General features: G+C 65.2%; 15 protein-coding genes. 8 read left to right on the top strand and 7 right to left on the bottom strand.

The window, feature by feature from the left end; all coding sequences use genetic code 11:
* Position 1: 1 nt before the first annotated feature.
* The 6 genes from cysT to B447_RS14065 all read right to left on the bottom strand — a co-directional run bounded on the left by cysT (position 2) and on the right by B447_RS14065 (position 5,826).
* Positions 2-838 carry a sulfate ABC transporter permease subunit CysT gene (cysT, locus tag B447_RS14090; RefSeq protein ID WP_002941434.1) on the bottom strand — a complete coding sequence of 279 codons (837 nt, stop codon included), beginning with the start codon at positions 836-838 and terminating at the stop codon, positions 2-4.
* The gene (locus tag B447_RS14085; RefSeq protein ID WP_002941432.1) at positions 838-1,854 is read right to left on the bottom strand and encodes a sulfate ABC transporter substrate-binding protein; all 1,017 of its coding nucleotides are present in this window, start codon (positions 1,852-1,854) and stop codon (positions 838-840) included. The genes cysT and B447_RS14085 overlap by 1 nt, the downstream gene beginning before the upstream one ends.
* A gap of 98 nt (positions 1,855-1,952) precedes the next feature.
* A complete protein-coding gene (locus B447_RS14080) occupies positions 1,953-2,807 on the bottom strand; it encodes an ATP-binding cassette domain-containing protein (RefSeq protein WP_002941427.1) in 855 nt (284 codons plus the stop codon).
* Between the two features lie 38 nt (positions 2,808-2,845).
* The gene (ssuC, locus tag B447_RS14075; RefSeq protein WP_157384685.1) at positions 2,846-3,679 is read right to left on the bottom strand and encodes an aliphatic sulfonate ABC transporter permease SsuC; all 834 of its coding nucleotides are present in this window, start codon (positions 3,677-3,679) and stop codon (positions 2,846-2,848) included.
* Positions 3,648-4,826, bottom strand: a complete 1,179-nt coding sequence (gene ssuD / locus B447_RS14070; protein ID WP_037982857.1) for an FMNH2-dependent alkanesulfonate monooxygenase — start codon at positions 4,824-4,826, stop codon at positions 3,648-3,650. Before ssuD ends, ssuC begins: the two co-directional genes overlap by 32 nt.
* A gap of 25 nt (positions 4,827-4,851) precedes the next feature.
* Entirely contained in the window at positions 4,852-5,826 is a 975-nt protein-coding gene (locus B447_RS14065; protein WP_002941421.1) for a sulfonate ABC transporter substrate-binding protein, read from the bottom strand.
* Positions 5,827-6,071: 245 nt separating this feature from the next.
* Between B447_RS14065 and B447_RS14060 the strand changes: the two genes are divergently transcribed.
* From B447_RS14060 to B447_RS14025, 8 genes are all read left to right on the top strand, one after another.
* On the top strand, positions 6,072-6,332 hold the full coding sequence (locus B447_RS14060; protein ID WP_002941420.1) for a hypothetical protein: 261 nt from the start codon (positions 6,072-6,074) through the stop codon (positions 6,330-6,332).
* A 120-nt stretch (positions 6,333-6,452) separates the two neighbouring features.
* Positions 6,453-6,773, top strand: coding sequence for a c-type cytochrome (locus B447_RS14055; RefSeq protein WP_002941419.1), 321 nt, complete (start codon positions 6,453-6,455; stop codon positions 6,771-6,773).
* 10 nt (positions 6,774-6,783) lie between these two features.
* Positions 6,784-8,067: an NAD(P)/FAD-dependent oxidoreductase gene (locus tag B447_RS14050; protein ID WP_002941410.1), complete on the top strand. Its 1,284-nt coding sequence runs from the start codon at positions 6,784-6,786 to the stop codon at positions 8,065-8,067.
* A gap of 41 nt (positions 8,068-8,108) precedes the next feature.
* Positions 8,109-8,957, top strand: a complete 849-nt coding sequence (locus B447_RS14045; protein WP_002941409.1) for an EAL domain-containing protein — start codon at positions 8,109-8,111, stop codon at positions 8,955-8,957.
* Positions 8,958-8,966: 9 nt separating this feature from the next.
* On the top strand, positions 8,967-10,373 hold the full coding sequence (locus B447_RS14040) for an FAD/NAD(P)-binding protein (protein WP_269745249.1): 1,407 nt from the start codon (positions 8,967-8,969) through the stop codon (positions 10,371-10,373).
* Between the two features lie 179 nt (positions 10,374-10,552).
* Positions 10,553-12,772, top strand: coding sequence for a pyruvate kinase (locus B447_RS14035; RefSeq protein WP_002941406.1), 2,220 nt, complete (start codon positions 10,553-10,555; stop codon positions 12,770-12,772).
* Positions 12,753-13,724 (top strand): sulfotransferase family protein, encoded by a 972-nt coding sequence (locus B447_RS14030; protein WP_002941404.1) that lies wholly within the window; start codon positions 12,753-12,755, stop codon positions 13,722-13,724. Before B447_RS14035 ends, B447_RS14030 begins: the two co-directional genes overlap by 20 nt.
* A gap of 31 nt (positions 13,725-13,755) precedes the next feature.
* Entirely contained in the window at positions 13,756-15,165 is a 1,410-nt protein-coding gene (locus B447_RS14025) for a cation:proton antiporter (RefSeq protein WP_002941401.1), read from the top strand.
* On the opposite strand, the gene B447_RS14020 is transcribed toward B447_RS14025, so the two are convergent.
* Positions 15,134-15,982 (bottom strand): EAL domain-containing protein, encoded by an 849-nt coding sequence (locus B447_RS14020; RefSeq protein WP_002941398.1) that lies wholly within the window; start codon positions 15,980-15,982, stop codon positions 15,134-15,136. The two genes, B447_RS14025 and B447_RS14020, sit on opposite strands and share 32 nt — an antisense overlap.
* Positions 15,983-16,049: the final 67 nt, after the last annotated feature.

The raw sequence follows: 16,049 nt of genomic DNA, 5'->3' as shown, positions 1-16,049 counted from the left end.
TTCAGCGGTCCCTCCCGGTGCGTTTGGCCGTCCATGCCTGCAGGCCGTTGATGGCGAGCAGCAGGATGAAGGACAGGATCAGCATCACGGTGGCGATCGCCGTGGCACCGGTGTAGTCGTACTGCTCGAGTTTGGTGATGATCATCAGTGGCGTGATCTCGGACACCATCGGGATGTTGCCGGCGATGAAGATCACCGAGCCGTACTCGCCGACGGCACGCGCGAAGGCGAGCGCGAAGCCGGTCAGCAGCGCCGGGAACAGGATCGGCATGATCACGTGGCGGAAAGTCTGCCAGCGTTGCGCGCCCAGGCTGGCCGCGGCCTCCTCCAGTTCGGTGTCCAGGTCTTCGAGGATCGGCTGCACCGTGCGCACCACGAAGGGCAGGCCGATGAACACCAGCGCCACCAGCACGCCCAGCGGCTTGAACGCGACCTGGATGCCGAGCGGCTCGAGGAACTGGCCGAACCAGCCGTTCTTGGCGTACAGCGCGGTCAGCGAGATGCCGGCCACCGCGGTGGGCAGCGCGAAGGGCAGGTCAACCAGAGCGTCGATCAGCTTCTTGCCGGGGAAGGAGTAGCGCACCAGCGCCCATGCCAGCAACAGGCCGAACACCGCATTGATCGCCGCTGCCGCGAGCGACATGCCGAAGGACAGCTTGTAGGACGCCACCACCCGCGGCGAGGTGACGACCTCCCAGAATTCGGCGAACGTCAGCTCGGCTGTCTTCAGGAACACCGCGGCGAGCGGGATCAGCACGAGCAGCGACAGGTAGCCGAGCGTGTAGCCGAGCGTGAGATTGAAGCCCGGCAGCACGCGGAAGGTTTTTCCAGTGGCCATCAGCGTTTCACCACGATCTGGTCATAGATGCCGCCGTCGGCGAAGTGCGCCTTCTGCACTGCAGCCCAGCCGCCGAGCTTTTCATCGACGGTGAAGGTGCGTACCGGCGGGAACTTCGCCGCGTTCTTCGCCAGGACTGCGGGGTCGCGCGGACGGAAGTTGTGCTTGGCGATGATCTCCTGCCCGGCGGGCGAGAACAGGAACTGCAGATAGCCCTCGGCGACCTTGGCGGTGCCGCGTTTGTCGACCACCGACTTGACCACGGCCACCGGCGCCGAGGCGTCGATCGAAATCGACGGATAGACCACGTCGAACTTGTCCTCACCCAGTTCGCGCGCAATCAGGATGGCTTCGTTCTCGAAGGTCACCAGCACGTCACCCACGTCGCGCTGGGTAAAGGTTGTGGTCGCACCGCGGCCACCGCCGTCGAGGACGGGAACGTTGGCGAACAGCTTCCCGACGAATTCACGCGCACCACCCTCGCTGCCGCTCTTGTCGAGCGCATAGCCCCAGGCGGCCAGGTAGGTGTAGCGGCCGTTGCCCGAGGTCTTGGGGTTGGGCACGATCACCTGCAGGCCCTCGCGGGCCAGGTCGTCCCAGTCCTTGATGTTCTTCGGGTTGCCCTTGCGCACGAGGAAGACCGAGGTCGTGGTGTAGGGCGTGGCCTCATGCGGGAAGCGTGCGCGCCAGTCTGCGTCCACCAAGCCACCGCGCTCGACCAGGATGTCGATGTCAGGCGACTGGTTCATCGTCACGACGTCGGCCTCGAGGCCCGCCGCGACTGCAAGCGCCTGCTTGCTCGAGCCGCCGTGCGACTGGTTGACCGTGACCGTGTCGCCGCCTTGCGCCTTCCAGTGCGCAGAGAAGGCCGGGTTGATGTCCTTGTAGAGTTCGCGTGAGACGTCGTAGGACACATTCAGCAAGGTGGTGTCGGCGACTGCGAGCGACGCTGCACTGCCGAGGATCAGGACCGCAAGGGTGCGGCGGAGTACTGATGAGGTGGTGTTCTTGTGCATTCTTGACTCCGGAAGGGGGACGATGAGCCGGAGTCTATCGAGATGTTGCAGGGCAAAAAAATAATAAAAACCGCGTTGCTTATTCTATTTTCTGCTAATCACGCAGCCCAGCGCCACGCTCCGAACGGCGCTGACGGGGCTTGCGGCCTATCTTCGATGGGAGGGTGTTGCAACACACGGCGCAGGACTTCGTCCTCCATCCTGGTGAAGCGCGGGCTGCTGCGGTCGCGCGGACGCGTGAGATCGACGCGCTGATCGAGTGCCAACGTGCCGTCCTCGATCAGCAGCACGCGATCGGCAAGGGCTACCGCCTCGGACACGTCGTGGGTGACCAGCAGTGCGGTGAAGCCTTGCGTCTGCCAGAGGCGCTCGATCAGTGCATGCATCTCGATACGGGTGAGCGCGTCGAGCGCACCAAGCGGTTCGTCGAGCAGCAACAGGCGTGGTTTGTGGACCAGGGCACGGGCAAGCGCGACGCGTTGCCGTTGCCCGCCCGACAGGCGAGAGGGCCATTCGCCTGCCCGGTCGGCAAGGCCGACCTCCGCCAGTGCGGCGAGAGCTGCGCCATGCCGTTCGCGCGGGCTGCCGGGCAGGCCCAGTGCAACGTTGTCGGCCACGCTCTTCCAGGGCAACAGGCGTGCGTCCTGGAACATGAGGCGCAGTGCTTCGTGGGTTTCCTGCAGGGGTTGATCGTCTAGCGTGATCGTGCCGCTGCTGGGGGGCTCCAGTCCAGCGAGCAGGCGCAGCAGCGTGCTCTTGCCACAGCCGCTGCGGCCGACGATGGCGACGAATTCGCCGGGTTCGACCTGGAGGTCGAGGGCGCTCAGCACCTTACGCCTGCCGTAATCCTTGTCCAGCCCTTGCAGGCCGATGCGCACACCGGCGCTCTGGCGGTGGGGGGCGTCGCTGCGGATGCTCAGGGCGCGGACTTCCTTCGATTCGATGATGCCCATCGAGTGTTCTCCATGTTCGTGTGTCTGTCAGGCAGGGCTCAGCTTCCGGCGTAGGCCGTGTTCCAGCGCAGCAGCCGGCGCTCAAGCATCCGCGCGGCGACGTCGGCTGCCTTGCCCAGTACGGCATAGAGCAGGATGGCCAGCACGACGACATCGGTCTGCAGGAACTCGCGCGCGTTCATCGCCATGTAGCCGATGCCCGAACTGGCGGCGATCGTTTCGGCCACGATCAGCGTCAACCACATGAAGCCGAGTGAGTAGCGCACGCCGACGAGGATGTTTGGCAAGGCACCAGGCAGGATCACATGGCGGAACAGCGACCAGCCCGATAGGCCGTAGGACCGTCCCATCTCTACCAGGGCGGCGTCGACCGAGCGGATGCCGTGGAAGGTGTTCAGGTACACCGGGAAGAACACACCCAGCGCCACCAGGAAGAGCTTGCCCTCCTCGCCGATACCAAACCACAGGATGACCAGCGGGATGAGCGCGAGGTGAGGTACGTTACGCACCATCTGCAGTGTGGTGTCGAACAGATTTTCCGCCAGTCGGTAGCATCCGTTCGCCAGGCCGAAGAAGAAGCCTATTCCGCCGCCGATGGCGAAGCCGATCGCGGCGCGGGCAAAGCTGGCCTGCATATGGGTAAGCAGTTCGCCCGAGGCAGCGAGCGACCAGCCCGCGGCGAGCACTGCGGAGGGCGCGGGCAGGATGCGGGTCGACAGCCAGCCGAGTTGGGCGGCGAGTTGCCAGCCTGCGAGAATTGTCACGGGTACCAGCCAAGGGCCGATACGAGTCAGGCCGCGGGCGGCGAGAGTAGGTTCTGGATTCGACACTGCGCAGCCCTCAGCTTTGGGCGACCTTGGGGTGATGCGCATACCCCACGATCTCGCCGATGGGGGCAATCCGACCCCGGGGGTGTGCGGAATCGTCTGCCGGCTGCTGCGTGCCACGCTCAGCCAGGGGCAGGTGCGGGAACACCAGTTCGGCGAAGCGGTAGGCCTCTTCGAGGTGCGGATAGCCCGAGAGCACGAAGGTGTCGGCCCCGAGCGCAGCGTATTCTTTGATCCGTTCGGCAATGATCTTGCCGTCGCCCACCAGCGCCGTTCCAGCGCCACCCCGCACCAGCCCGACGCCTGCCCACAGATTGGGCGCGATCTCGAGCTTGCTGCGGTCGCCACCGTGCAACTCGCGCATGCGACGCTGGCCCTCCGAGTCCATCTGGCCCAGTGCGCGCTGCGCAGTGGCGATGGTGTCGTCGTCAAGGTGGCTGATCAATGTATCTGCAGCCTGCCACGCCACAGCCTCGGTCTCGCGCGCGATTACATGCAGGCGCATGCCGAAGCGAACTTGGCGGCCTTCCCTTTCCGCGCGCCTCCTAACGTCGGCGAACTTTCGTGCCACCTCTGACGGTGGCTCGCCCCAGGACAGGTAGAGCTCGACGTGTTTGGCCGCCGTGTCATGGGCACGGTCCGACGAACCGCCGAAGTAAAGTGGTGGGTGGGGATGTTGAAGTGGCGGAAACAACTGCCGTGCTCCCCTGACCTTGACGTGGCGTCCTGCGTAGTCGACGGTTTCGCCGGCGAGCAGGCGCTTCCAGACCTCGAGGAACTCATCGGCATGCTCGTAGCGTTCGTCATGACCGAGGAAGATCCCGTCGGCCTCCAAGTCCGAGGTGTCGCCGCCAGCGACCAGATTGACCAGCAGGCGGCCATCGGAGAGTCGGTCGAAGGTTGCAGTCTGGCGTGCCGCCACCGTAGGGGAGGTGGTTGCCGGTCGCAGCGCGACCAGGAATTTCAGCCTGCGGGTGACGGGAATGAGGCTGGCGGCTACCACCCAGGCGTCTTCGCAAGCCCTGCCGGTCGGGATCAGCACGCCGCCGTAGCCAAGGCTGTCAGCGGCCTGGGCGATTTGCTTCAGATAGTCGTGGTCGACCGCGCGCGCGCCCTGCGCGGAGCCGAGATAGCGTCCGTCGCCGTGAGTGGGCAGGAACCAGAAGATGTTCAACGGGCTTTCGGTGCTCATGGTTTGTCCTGATACCGTGAGCGCTTCAGCGCGCCGGGCGCCAGACGACCGAAGCCACGTCGAGCCGCTTCGGGATCAGTTTCAGATCGGCCAGGGTGTCGGCCATCTTTTGCTGGTGCTGGATCACGTCCTCGGTCAGGGGCTTGACGCCGTAGCCGTAGCGGGACACCGACACTTCGGCGATCTCGACCGGCAGGCCAATCTGCGGGGCGACGATGGCGGCCGCATCTTTCTGGTTCTGCGCGACCCATTCGCCGGTTTCGTTGATCGCCTCGAGCGCCGAGGCGAGTACCTGCGGGTACTTTTCCACGAAGGGGCGCGACGCGATATAGAAGTTGTAGTTGTTCACGAGCCCGCTGCCGTCGGCCACGATGCGGGCGCCGAGTTGCGCTTCGGCGGCAGCGCCGAACGGATCCCAGATCACCCATGCGTCCACTGCGCCGCGCTCGAAGGCAGCACGCGCGTCGGCCGGCGGCAGGAAGGCCACTTCGACGTCGCTGTACTTGAGTTGGGTCGACTCCAGGGCCTTCACCAGCAGGTAATGCACATTGGAGCCCTTGTTGAGCACCACGCGCTTGCCCTTGAGGTCGGCCAAGGTCCTGATCGGCGAGTCCTTCGGCACCAGGATTTTCTCGGCGCGGGGGGCTGGCGGTTCGTTCCCGACGTAGACGAGATTGGCGCCGGCTGCTTGCGCGAAGACCGGCGGCGTCTCACCGACCACGCCGATGTCGATGCTGCCGACGTTGAGGCCTTCGAGCATCTGCGGCCCAGCGGGGAATTCGGTCCAGCTCACCTTGACGCCCTCGGCCTTCAGGCGTGCCTCGAGATTGCCCCGCGCTTTCACGATCGAAAGGGTCGAGCCCTTCTGCCAGCCGATGCGGATCTCGGGCGTGTTGGCTACTGCATAGCGGCTGGTAAGGGCGAGGGGGGCAGTGCTTGCTGCCGCGAGCAGGCCTTTCAGGACGAGGCGGCGACGATTGGTCCGGGGTGTAATGCTCATGGAGGTGCTCCTGGGGCTGGTCGCGATGAGAAGTGCAGGTTGCGGCGGGCTTGTCAGCCGATCCTGCTGTCGGAGCGCATTAAACGATGCGGACGGCTTGCCCCGAACGAAGAAAATCCGCTTTGCTTATCGAGCGAGGGCTGAAATCGTTTGCAGGTTCTTGTGTTGTTGCTTGCCGAATACAATGCGAGCGCCCGCCGCGTGAGTCGGATTGCGCGTGCCGGCCAGTTCAGGGAGAGAGGGCGGTGACGGATTTCTTTGGCAATTTCCTGCTGGCGCTGCTGCTGGTCGTGCTGGCGCGTTTTCTCTATGCCGTCTGCGTCATGCTCGTACGCACCCGTGACGGAGGTAACGTCGCCTTCGCGATCGCCTTGCCCGCCGCGCTGCTCTACGTCGCGGTGCGCAATCCCGTGCCGGTGAGCAGTTGGGGCGGATTTGCGGCCGGGGTGATCCTTGGCGCAGGGCTGATGCTGGCCGCTGCGCTCAGGAGGCGGCGTCGAGCCTGAAGGGCGCTCGGCGGGCGCTCCCTAATCTGCGAGCCTGAATATCTCAGCAGATTTTCTTCGTTTGGTTTCTGGCGCTGATCGGAGAGCATCCACCGCCTGGATCCTTTGCGGAGAATTCACATGCGCATTCCTGTTCGCGCGCTTGGCGCCATCGCGGCTGCCACAGCGCTCTTGTTTCCTCTCGCTGCGCAGGCTGAGTCGAGTGATCGACAGGTGCGCGTCTGGGCGGCCTCCTGCGCGGCCTGCCACGGCACCGACGGTCACGCCCAGGCCGGCATGACCAGCCTTGCAGGACGTAGCGCGGACGAGCTTTTCACGCTGCTCATCGAGTTCAAGCGCGACGTACGCCCGGCGACGGTCATGCACCAGCATGCCAAGGGCTACACGGACGATGAACTGAAACGGCTGGCACAGTGGTTTGCCGCCCAATCCAAGCGCTGAGGAGGCGGACATGAGCACACTCGATCGTCGTGGTTTCATCAAAGCCGCTGGCGGACTGGCCGCTGCGCTGGGTGCCGGAGTGGGCGTCGGTGCATGTGCGACCGCCGTCGGCCGTGCCTCGCCGGGGCGCGTGGTCGTCATCGGTGGCGGCTTCGGCGGCGCCACCGCCGCCAAGTACCTGAAGAAGTGGGAGCCGCGCCTCGAGGTCACGCTGGTCGAGCGCAATCAGAACTTCGTCTCCTGCCCGATCAGCAACCTGGTGCTGGCTGGCGTGAAGCAGATCGAGGACATCACCCTCGCCTACGACGGGCTGGCGAAGTACGGGGTACGCCTGGTGCGCGACGAGGCCGTGGCCATCGACGTCGACAAGCGCGAGGTCCGGCTGGCGAAGGGCGATCCGCTGCCATGGGATCGGCTCATCGTTGCGCCCGGCATCGACTTCCTCTACGACCAGATCCCCGGCCTGAACAACGCTGCCGCGCAGCAGCAGGTGCTGCATTCGTGGAAGGCCGGCGCGCAGACCGTCGCGCTGCGCAAGCGACTGGAAGAGCTGCCGGACGGCGGCGTGTTCGCGATCTCGATCCCGAAGGCGCCCTACCGTTGCCCGCCCGGGCCATACGAGCGCGCCAGCGTCATCGCCCATTACTTCAAGCAGCACAAGCCGCGCGCGAAGGTCCTGATCCTCGACGGCAACCCCGACATCACCTCCAAGAAGGCGCTGTTCCTGCAGGCCTGGGAGGAGCGCTACAAGGGCATCATCGAGTACCGCTCCAACAGCGTGTTGCAGGACTTCGACGTGCGCGGTAATGTCGCGCAACTCGAGTTCGAGGCCGTTCGCGCCGACCTCTTCAACGTCATCCCGCCCCAGCGCAGTGGCCTGATCGCCAGTCCCTTCGCCAATGTGGGCGGGCGCTGGGCCGGGGTCGACTTCCGCAGTTTCGAATCGACCGCGGTGCCGGGCGTGCACCTGATCGGCGATGCCATCGCGGCCGCGCCCGGCATGCCGAAGTCCGGGTTCATGGCCAACAACCACGCCAAGGTGGCGGCGGACGCGGTCATCGCCAGCCTCACCGGACTCGAGGCGAACCCGACGCCGATCATCGCCAACACCTGCTACAGCTTCGTCTCCGACCGCGACGTGGTGCACGTGGCATCGGTGCACAAGTTCGACACGCAGGAGAACACGCTGCTGCCGGTCAAGGGCGCGGGCGGCTTGTCGGCAGTTGCCAACGATCTGGAAGGCAAGTACGCCCTGGCTTGGGCGCGCAACATCTGGGCCGATGCCTTGACCTGAGGCACGGGCCCGGTCGGGCGCGTGCAGGAGGAGACAAGAAAATGGATAAGGACGTGGAAACCGCATCCGGTACCCTTGCAAGACGAGCTCGCGAATTCCTCGACCGCTTACCGCTCGAGCGCGAAGGCGGACGGCAGCTGCGCCGCCTGGCCGATGGCGGCGTGGTCGGTGACTGGTTCGGCTGCGAACTGTCGAGTGTCTTCCAGCCAGTCGTGCTGCCGACGGACGGGAGCACGACCGGCTATGGGGCGTACCTGCGCATCCTTGGCAGCGGCGAGCGCGCGCTGTCGCCATGGACGCTGTTCTCGGCCAACGCCGACGATAATCGCTTGGTAGCGCTCGATCGCGTGGCGCGGACCGTGCATGCGCTCAACTTCCTGAGCTCGGTCGAAGGCGACAGCCTGCTGTTCCTCAAGGTGCATGGCCGCCTGCTCGCCGCCGTCAGCGGCGATCATGGTGCGGCGTTCCGCAAGGTGGTGGATGCCCTTGGTCTGCCGTCCGAGCGTGTCGTCATCGAGACGCCGCTCGAGGCGAGCAGTCAGCCTGACCTGTTGGCTTTCGTGTTGCGCAATTACCGCAACAACGGCTTTCAGGTGGCGATCAACGTCGACTCGCCGATGCAGTGGCAGGCGCTCTCCAGTCGAGTGCCGGCCCAGTTCGTCAAGGTCGACAGTGCTCGCTTGTGCCTTGCCGATGACTGGCGCGCCCGCCTGGCCTGGCTGGTGAGCTTGCGCGAGCGCGCGAGCGTCATCGTCACCCGTCTCGAGGCCAAGCTGGACGGTGTCCTGCCCGCGGGCGTGCTGGTCCAGGGCTACGCTTATGGTCTGCCGGCTCAGCGTGCTGCGATCATGCGCGCAGAGCGCTACGTGCTCGATCACTTCGCCTTCTGATGAGTCACCGTGAGACATGAATTGAGTGCGTCACACCCGCAGCACGTGGTCATCGTCGGGGGCGGCTTCAGCGGTACGCTGACCGCCGTGCATCTGCTGCGTGAGGCGGCACCGGAGCAAGTGCGCATCACCTTGATCGAACAGCATCCGCGTGTCGCACGCGGCCTGGCGTATCGCATCTGGGACGACAGCATGCTGCTCAACGTACCCGCCGGCAACATGAGTGCCCTCGCTGACGAGCCGGGACATTTCCTTGAGTACTGTCGCGACATCGACCCAGCCTTCAACGAAGGGTCGTTCGTTCCGCGGCGCTTGTTTGGCGATTATCTCGAGCACACGCTGCACCTTGCCGCGCGCGCAAGCCCGACGCCGCTCACCCGGCTTCGGGCGCAGGCCGTGGCGATACGGCGGAGCGAGGCCTCGTCGGCAATGGACGTCACGCTGGCCGATGGCTCGGTGCTGTTGGCCAGTCGGGTGGTGCTCGCGCTCGGGCACCTGGGCGCGCAGCAGTTGCGCTTCGCGGATGCGCTGGCCGATTCTGGCCGCTATATCGGCAACCCGTGGGATTACGCGGCCATGGATCACATTCCCGCCGGCCAGCCGGTGGTGGTGCTGGGCACCGGGCACACCGCGATCGATGCGCTGTTTCGCCTGACCAGCCGGGATGAGGAGCGCAAGGTGTTCCTGCTGTCCCGGCGCGGCCTGCTGCCGAAGGGGCATCGCACCCTTCCGCAAGCGCCGGCAACGACGGCGTTTCCCTGCTACCTGGCCGGCTTGCCGCCGACGACCTTTGCCTACCTGCGCGCCATTCGGCGCCAGATCCGCATCCGCCAGCAACAAGGCTACAACTGGCGTGATGTCATCAATGCACTGCGCCCCCATACGCCCGAGATCTGGCGTCGGCTGCCAGACCGGGAGCGGCGGCGCTTTCTCGCCCGCGTCGGCCCGTGGTGGGACATCCATCGACATCGTCTGGCGCCGAGCGCCTACCGGCGTCTGCGCGGAATGCTGCAATCCGGGCAGGCCGAAGTCGTTGCCGGAACGGTCCAGGAGATGCAGGCCGGGGGGCAGAGGGTGCAGGTCCGGGTGCAGCCGCGCGCGGGTGGCGAGGTGCGCGAACTGGAGGCCGCCGTCGTGGTGAATTGCACCGGCCCGGATTACGACATCGGCCGCCTCACGGTCTCACCCCTGGTCACGCAATTGCGCGACGAGGGCTATGTGCGGGCCGATCCGCAGCGTATCGGCATCGAGCTTGACGAGCGCTACCGCGTGATTGACACGGACGGCCGGGGGCTTGCGGGACTGTATTACGTCGGGCCCATGCTGCGCGCGCGCTACTGGGAGGCGATCGCGGTGCCGGAGTTGCGGCGCCACACACAGACCCTCGCGCGCCACCTGCTCGAACCCCAAGGCTAGCCCATTCACCTGTCTGCCGGGTTCAAGCTTCGCGGCGAGCGCCTGCTTCGACGCGTCCAGGCAAGCTGTGCGCTTTCATAGATTTGAAACAAGAATGCAACGCGATTTTTCTTGGTTCGCCTGACGAATGCTAGCGCATAGGCTGATGACGTCCTCTTCACCGTCATCAGGGTAAAGCCATGCCACGCGCCGTCGCACCCGAGATCCTGTGCACCGTCGGACCTGCGTCGCTCAACGCGAGCGTACTGGTCGGGCTTCAGGAGCTGGGAGTCAGCCTGCTCCGCATCAATCTTTCGCACACGCGGATCAAGGATCTGCCCGCGGTCGTGAGCTTCATCCGTGCCCACTCAAGCGTGCCGATCTGCCTCGATACCGAGGGGGCCCAGGTACGTACCGGCGACATCGTCGGTGGCGAGATCGTGCTGCGCGAGAACGCCATCGTGTGTGCGCACCGTAATCTCGTGCCCGGCGATGCACAGAACTTCAATCTTTACCCGCTCGAGATCGTCGATCAACTCGAGGAGGGTGACCTCATCAGCGTCGATTTCAATGCCGTCCTCGTGCAGGTGACCCGCAAGGAGCTTGATCGCGTCGAGATGCGCGTGATCCATGGGGGCGTGGTTGGCCGCAACAAGGCAGTGACGGTGGAACGGGATCTGCCGCTGGCGCCACTGACGCACAAGGACATCGAGGCCTTGAAGTGGGGACGCGACAATGGCATTCGCCACGTGGCGCTGTCGTTCGCCAACCGTGGCGAGGATGTCGATGCTGTCCGTGCGCTGGTCGGCAACGACACCTTCCTGATTTCCAAGATCGAGTGCCGCAATGCGCTATACCACCTGGACGAGATCGCGCAGCGCTCAAACGCGCTGCTGATTGATCGGGGCGATCTGTCACGGCAGGAGCCGATCGAGCGTATTCCCTGCTTGCAGAAGATGATCATCCGCCGTGGTGGAGAACTCGGCCGGCGCGTCTACGTGGCGACCAATCTGCTGGAGTCGATGATCTCCGCGCACAACCCGACGCGTGCCGAGGCAAACGATGTGATCAACACTTTGCTCGATGGCGCTGACGGCCTGGTCCTTGCCGCCGAGACCGCGATTGGTCGCGACCCGGTGGGCTGCGTCGGCATGATCCTGAAGCTGATCCACGAGTACGAAGCGTTTCGCAGCACCGAGTCGAGCACGGTTCGCCACTATCGCCCCAATGAACGCTTGTCGCTGCTTGTCCCACCGCACGGCGGTGCCCTGGTCGAGCAGAGCGTGCCGGAGTCGGAATGGCACGCCCTGGGGCGCCTGCCGCGAATCACCGTTGGGCCGAACGTGTTGCAGGATGCGCAGAATATCGGACTCGGCACTTTCTCGCCGCTCCGCGGCTTCATGGACGAAGTCACGCTGGATGCGGTGTTGCGCACCCATCGGCTCGCCGACGGCACGCCATGGACGATGCCGATCCTGCTGCCGCTCGATGCGCGGTCCGAGGCCACGCTCGGTACCGCGGACAGCGTCGTCCTTGCTGATGAGACGGGTACGGCGTATGCCGTTGTCCGTGATGCCGGCGTATTTTCTTTCGATCTCGGTACGCTTTTCGATCTGTGGTTCGGTACGCGCTCGAGCGCACATCCGGGCGTGCGGGCGCTTCTGCCTTGGAGTGGGCGTTTCCTGGCGGGCGCAGTGTATCTGCTGGGGCGTCAGCCTTCGGATTACCGGGAGCACGTGCTGTCACCACGTGAAAGCCGCTTCGTGCTCCAGCACAAAGGTTGGCGCAAGGTCATCGGCTTTCATGCCGACCGCCCCGCAAACCGGTTCGACGAGTACACGCAGCTTGCGGCGCTGGAGCGCCACAGCGTCGATGGGATACTGGTCGACCTGGCGCTCGACGATGACCGCGAGCGCAGTTTCGCGGCCGATGCCGTGTTGCGCAGCTACCGCATGATGCTGGACTTCTCGTATTACCCGTCGGGCAGGGTCTGTCTCGGCACCTTGCCGCTGTACCGCCGGTATGCGGAAGGCCGCGAGCAGGTGTTTCAGGCCTTGTGCCACAAGAACCTTGGCTGCAGCCATTTCCTTGTCGAGCTCGCGGCGGCGCCGGGCCCGTCGAGCGTCGCCACGGAGGCGACACGCGCCCTGTTCGCAAGCCTCGGGGACATCGGCGTCGTGCCGGTTTTCGTCCGTCCGGTCGGTTACGCGCGCGCGGAAGGCCGCTACGCCGAAATCGGCCCGGAGGCCGATTCCGCCAAGCCTGTGCAGGAATTCATCGACGTGGGCGATGCGTGTGCAGCCCTGGGCCGAAACGAGTCCCTGCCCGACTGGTTCATGCGCGAACCCATACAGGACATGCTTCGTGCCAGTCTGACCCACCGGAACAAGGAGCCCGAAAATGTCCTCACCGGCCAGTAAGCGCATCGTCGCCGACCCGCACGAGGACGGTAGCGGCTTCTGGGACAAGGTCGGCAAGACCTTGCGTTTCCATGCCACGAACGCACGGGTGAGCCTGCGCGCAGCGCGCTGGCAGGTTGGGCAGTGGCCGGCCGAGCGGCCGGTATTCATCGTCAGTTGCAGCCGTTCCGGCACGCAGATGCTTTACAAGACCTTGTCGCAGTCGCAGGCGATTGGCAGCTTGAACCGCGAGATCTACGCGGTCTGGTCGCGTCTTCATGCACCCCATCACAAGCATTGGGACAGCCATGTGCTCGATGCCGAGGACGTCGAGCCTGGCGAGCGCGACTTCATCACGCGCTACTTCTATGCGCGCACCGGCCAGCGCCGCTTTGTCGACAAGAACAATCAGCATGGACTGGCGGTTCCTTACCTTCATGCGCTGTATCCAGATGCGCGCTTCGTCTACATCAAGCGCAATCCAGGCGACACCTTGAATTCGATGATCGAAGGCTGGCATCGCCCCGAACGTTATGCGACGTGGTCCGCAGGCCTGCCGGCACAGGTGCAGATCGACGGCGGTCGCTTCACGCGCTGGTGTCATTTCCTGCCGGAAGGCTGGCGTGAATACCTGCGCGCGTCGCTCGAGGAAGTTAACGCCTTCCAGTACGCGTCGATTCACCGGGCGATTCGCGAAGCGTCACGCGCGATACCGGCCGAACAGTGGCATGAGGTGTTCTACGAGGATGTCGTGCGCGACCCGGTCGAGACGCTCCGCCAGGTTTTTGCACATTGCGACCTGCCATTCACGCCGGCGATCGAAGCGCACTGCAGCAGCTTGCTCGACAAGCCTTACGACGCGTTCTCTGAGATCCGCCTCGACAAGTGGCGCGACCAACGGCACCGCGAGCGGATCGAGCGCGTGCTGCCCGGGCTGGAAGGCCTCGCGCGCGATCTGGGCTACCGGGTGTGATCGACGGGATGCGCCCGCGGGAGCAATGAGCATGAGCCTCAGCAGCCTCGACATCCTGCACATCGTCGCTGCGCTGTCGGCAATCCTCGTCTGCGCGCACCTTGGAGGCTTTCTGGCCTGCCGTATCGGCCTTCCGCCGATGATCGGCGAACTGTGCGGGGGGCTGTTGCTCGGCCCGACCGTGCTGCAGCGGATCTGGCCAGAGGGGCAGGCATGGCTGCTGCCTGCACCGGCAAGCGATGGCGGGGGGGTGCCCCCTGTGCTGGTCGTGCTCGATTTCTGCAGCACCATCGGCCTGTTGCTGCTCATGTTTCTGGGTGGTCTGCAGCTGCGCCGCCTTATGACGCGTCGTGACGCGGCCTCGATTGGTTGGATCTCTGCGATGGGCGTCATCGTGCCGGTCGCCGGCGGGCTCCTGATGCTCGAGTTCATCGACGTCACGCCGTATCTGGGCAGCGCGAACAGTGTGGCCGCACTGAAGATCGTGCTGTTGATCGAACTCGCCATCACCAGCATTCCCGTCATTACCCGGATTCTGCTCGATCTCGGCCTGATGAACACGCGTCTTGCGCGCATCGTCCTCTCGGTTGCCGTGATCGAGGATGTGTTGCTCTACGTCGCGCTGTCGATTGCGCTTGGCATGGCACAGGCCAGCTCACAGGGCGACGCGTCACTACCGTCCTTGCTCGGCCTTGAGCCCGATTCCGTCGCCTTCATGGCATGGCACGTCGCTGCCAGCCTGCTTCTGCTCGTGTGGGCCTCCCTGGGCGGGCGAAGGGTCAATTCGGACCGGCACGACCTCGTTTCCGCCCGCCATGGTCTTGTGCGCCGCAGTCCTCTGGCGTGGGCTTTGATCTCGATCCTCGCCGGCACGGGTCTGGCAATGCTGCTCGGGCTCGCACCCATGTTCGGCGCGCTTGTCGCCGGCATCGTCGCCTCGAAGCAGGCCGGCCCATCAAGTGTCGCGGCCTTTCAGCAGATCGAGGCGCTGGGACACGCCTTCTTCATCCCGATCTATTTCGCGCTCATCGGCATCTCGCTCGACCTGGTGAGGGACTTCGATGCGCCGATGACACTCGGGCTGCTGGTGTTCGGGACATTCTTCAAGTACTGCGGCGCACTCGGCGGGGCGCTGATCGCGGGCGAACGTGCGGTGATGGCAAACGCGCTGGCAGTCAGCGTCAACGCGCGCGGTGGCCCCGGACTGGTCGTTGCAGCCAGCGCGTTTGCCGCAGGCATCATCAATCCTGCGGCATATACCGGGTTCGTGGTGCTTGCGCTGGTCACCTCGGTGGGCGCCGGGATCTTCCTTGCCCGCCTGTTGCGACGCAGTCCCGAGGCCTTCGGCGAAATGCAGGTGCCCGACGAGTCGGGCACCCTGCGCGATCGCGCACGGCGCGCACTCCGGCTCAGGCCGCCAGTCTCCGGCGACGCGGCTTGACGATCGGCTTGCAGTCCTGGTCGGGGTGGCCGAGGAAATGTCCCTGCAGCCAATCGACGTCCAGATTCTTCGCCAGCTCAAGCTGCTCGGCATGCTCGATGTGTTGACTCGTGATCACCATGCCGAGGCGGCGGATCTCGGGCACGAGTTCCGAGACGACGCGTCGCGCGAGCGCGAGGTGGCCGCCGTGGCCGGCAAGGCTGCGGTCGAGCTTGACGATATCGGGCGCCAGCACCTCAAGCCGATCGAGGGCGGACGAATGGCGTCCGAAGTTGTCGAGTGCGATGCGATAGCCTCGTTCCCGGTACTCGGCGATCGCACAAGCCAGGCGCGCGGGATCAGCGAAGCCGTCGTCGGTGATCTCGAGCACCACCCGGCCGGGCGTCAGGCCGCAGCGCGACAACACGCTCTCGAAGACCTTTCCGTGGTGGTCGGGAACGGCGCGAATGAGCTGGGGATGCACATTGAGGGCCAGAAACCCGCCTGACTGTTCGCGCTGGAGCAGAAAGTTCAGCGCATGAAGCGTACGGACGAGGCGGTCGAGGTGGACCAGCTCCGCATCATCCTGCGCGTCGAGGAAGACCGCTTGAGCGGGCAGCGCCAGGCCGTCACCGGCGAGGACGTGCAGATGCGCCTCGTGGCCCACGACCCGCCCACTGGCGCGCTCTACCAGCGGCTGGAACACGCTGCCGAGGAGGCGATTGCCAACGCGGGCGCGGACGCGACCCGCGCTGAACTCGAGCCCTTCTTCTTGCGCCCCGCCGCGCGCAAGCGGGTTGCGCTTGTTGAAATAGCGCACGAGTTCGGTGAGCGGCACGGCAGTCTCCAGGTTTTGCGGGGCGGCAATCAGGTCGTCAGGGCCGCTACGATAGCCACGCCGCACC

The sequence above is a fragment of the Thauera sp. 27 genome (assembly GCF_000310125.2).
Taxonomy (GTDB): domain Bacteria; phylum Pseudomonadota; class Gammaproteobacteria; order Burkholderiales; family Rhodocyclaceae; genus Thauera; species Thauera mechernichensis.
The sequence above is the reverse complement of the archived record's forward strand: the minus strand, read 5'-3'. Positions and strand labels throughout refer to the sequence as shown.

Bases quoted from the DNA above. Each gene is read 5' to 3' on its own strand.
- B447_RS14050 (WP_002941410.1), top strand. From the start codon at position 6,784: ATGAGCACACTCGATCGTCGTGGTTTCATCAAAGCCGCTGGCGGACTG.
- B447_RS14025 (WP_002941401.1), top strand. From the start codon at position 13,756: ATGAGCCTCAGCAGCCTCGACATCCTGCACATCGTCGCTGCGCTGTCG.
- ssuC (WP_157384685.1), bottom strand. From the start codon at position 3,679: ATGCGCATCACCCCAAGGTCGCCCAAAGCTGAGGGCTGCGCAGTGTCG.
- B447_RS14085 (WP_002941432.1), bottom strand. From the start codon at position 1,854: ATGCACAAGAACACCACCTCATCAGTACTCCGCCGCACCCTTGCGGTC.
- B447_RS14035 (WP_002941406.1), top strand. From the start codon at position 10,553: ATGCCACGCGCCGTCGCACCCGAGATCCTGTGCACCGTCGGACCTGCG.
- B447_RS14045 (WP_002941409.1), top strand. From the start codon at position 8,109: ATGGATAAGGACGTGGAAACCGCATCCGGTACCCTTGCAAGACGAGCT.
- B447_RS14030 (WP_002941404.1), top strand. From the start codon at position 12,753: ATGTCCTCACCGGCCAGTAAGCGCATCGTCGCCGACCCGCACGAGGAC.
- B447_RS14080 (WP_002941427.1), bottom strand. From the start codon at position 2,807: ATGGGCATCATCGAATCGAAGGAAGTCCGCGCCCTGAGCATCCGCAGC.
- cysT (WP_002941434.1), bottom strand. From the start codon at position 838: ATGGCCACTGGAAAAACCTTCCGCGTGCTGCCGGGCTTCAATCTCACG.
- B447_RS14055 (WP_002941419.1), top strand. From the start codon at position 6,453: ATGCGCATTCCTGTTCGCGCGCTTGGCGCCATCGCGGCTGCCACAGCG.
- B447_RS14065 (WP_002941421.1), bottom strand. From the start codon at position 5,826: ATGAGCATTACACCCCGGACCAATCGTCGCCGCCTCGTCCTGAAAGGC.
- ssuD (WP_037982857.1), bottom strand. From the start codon at position 4,826: ATGAGCACCGAAAGCCCGTTGAACATCTTCTGGTTCCTGCCCACTCAC.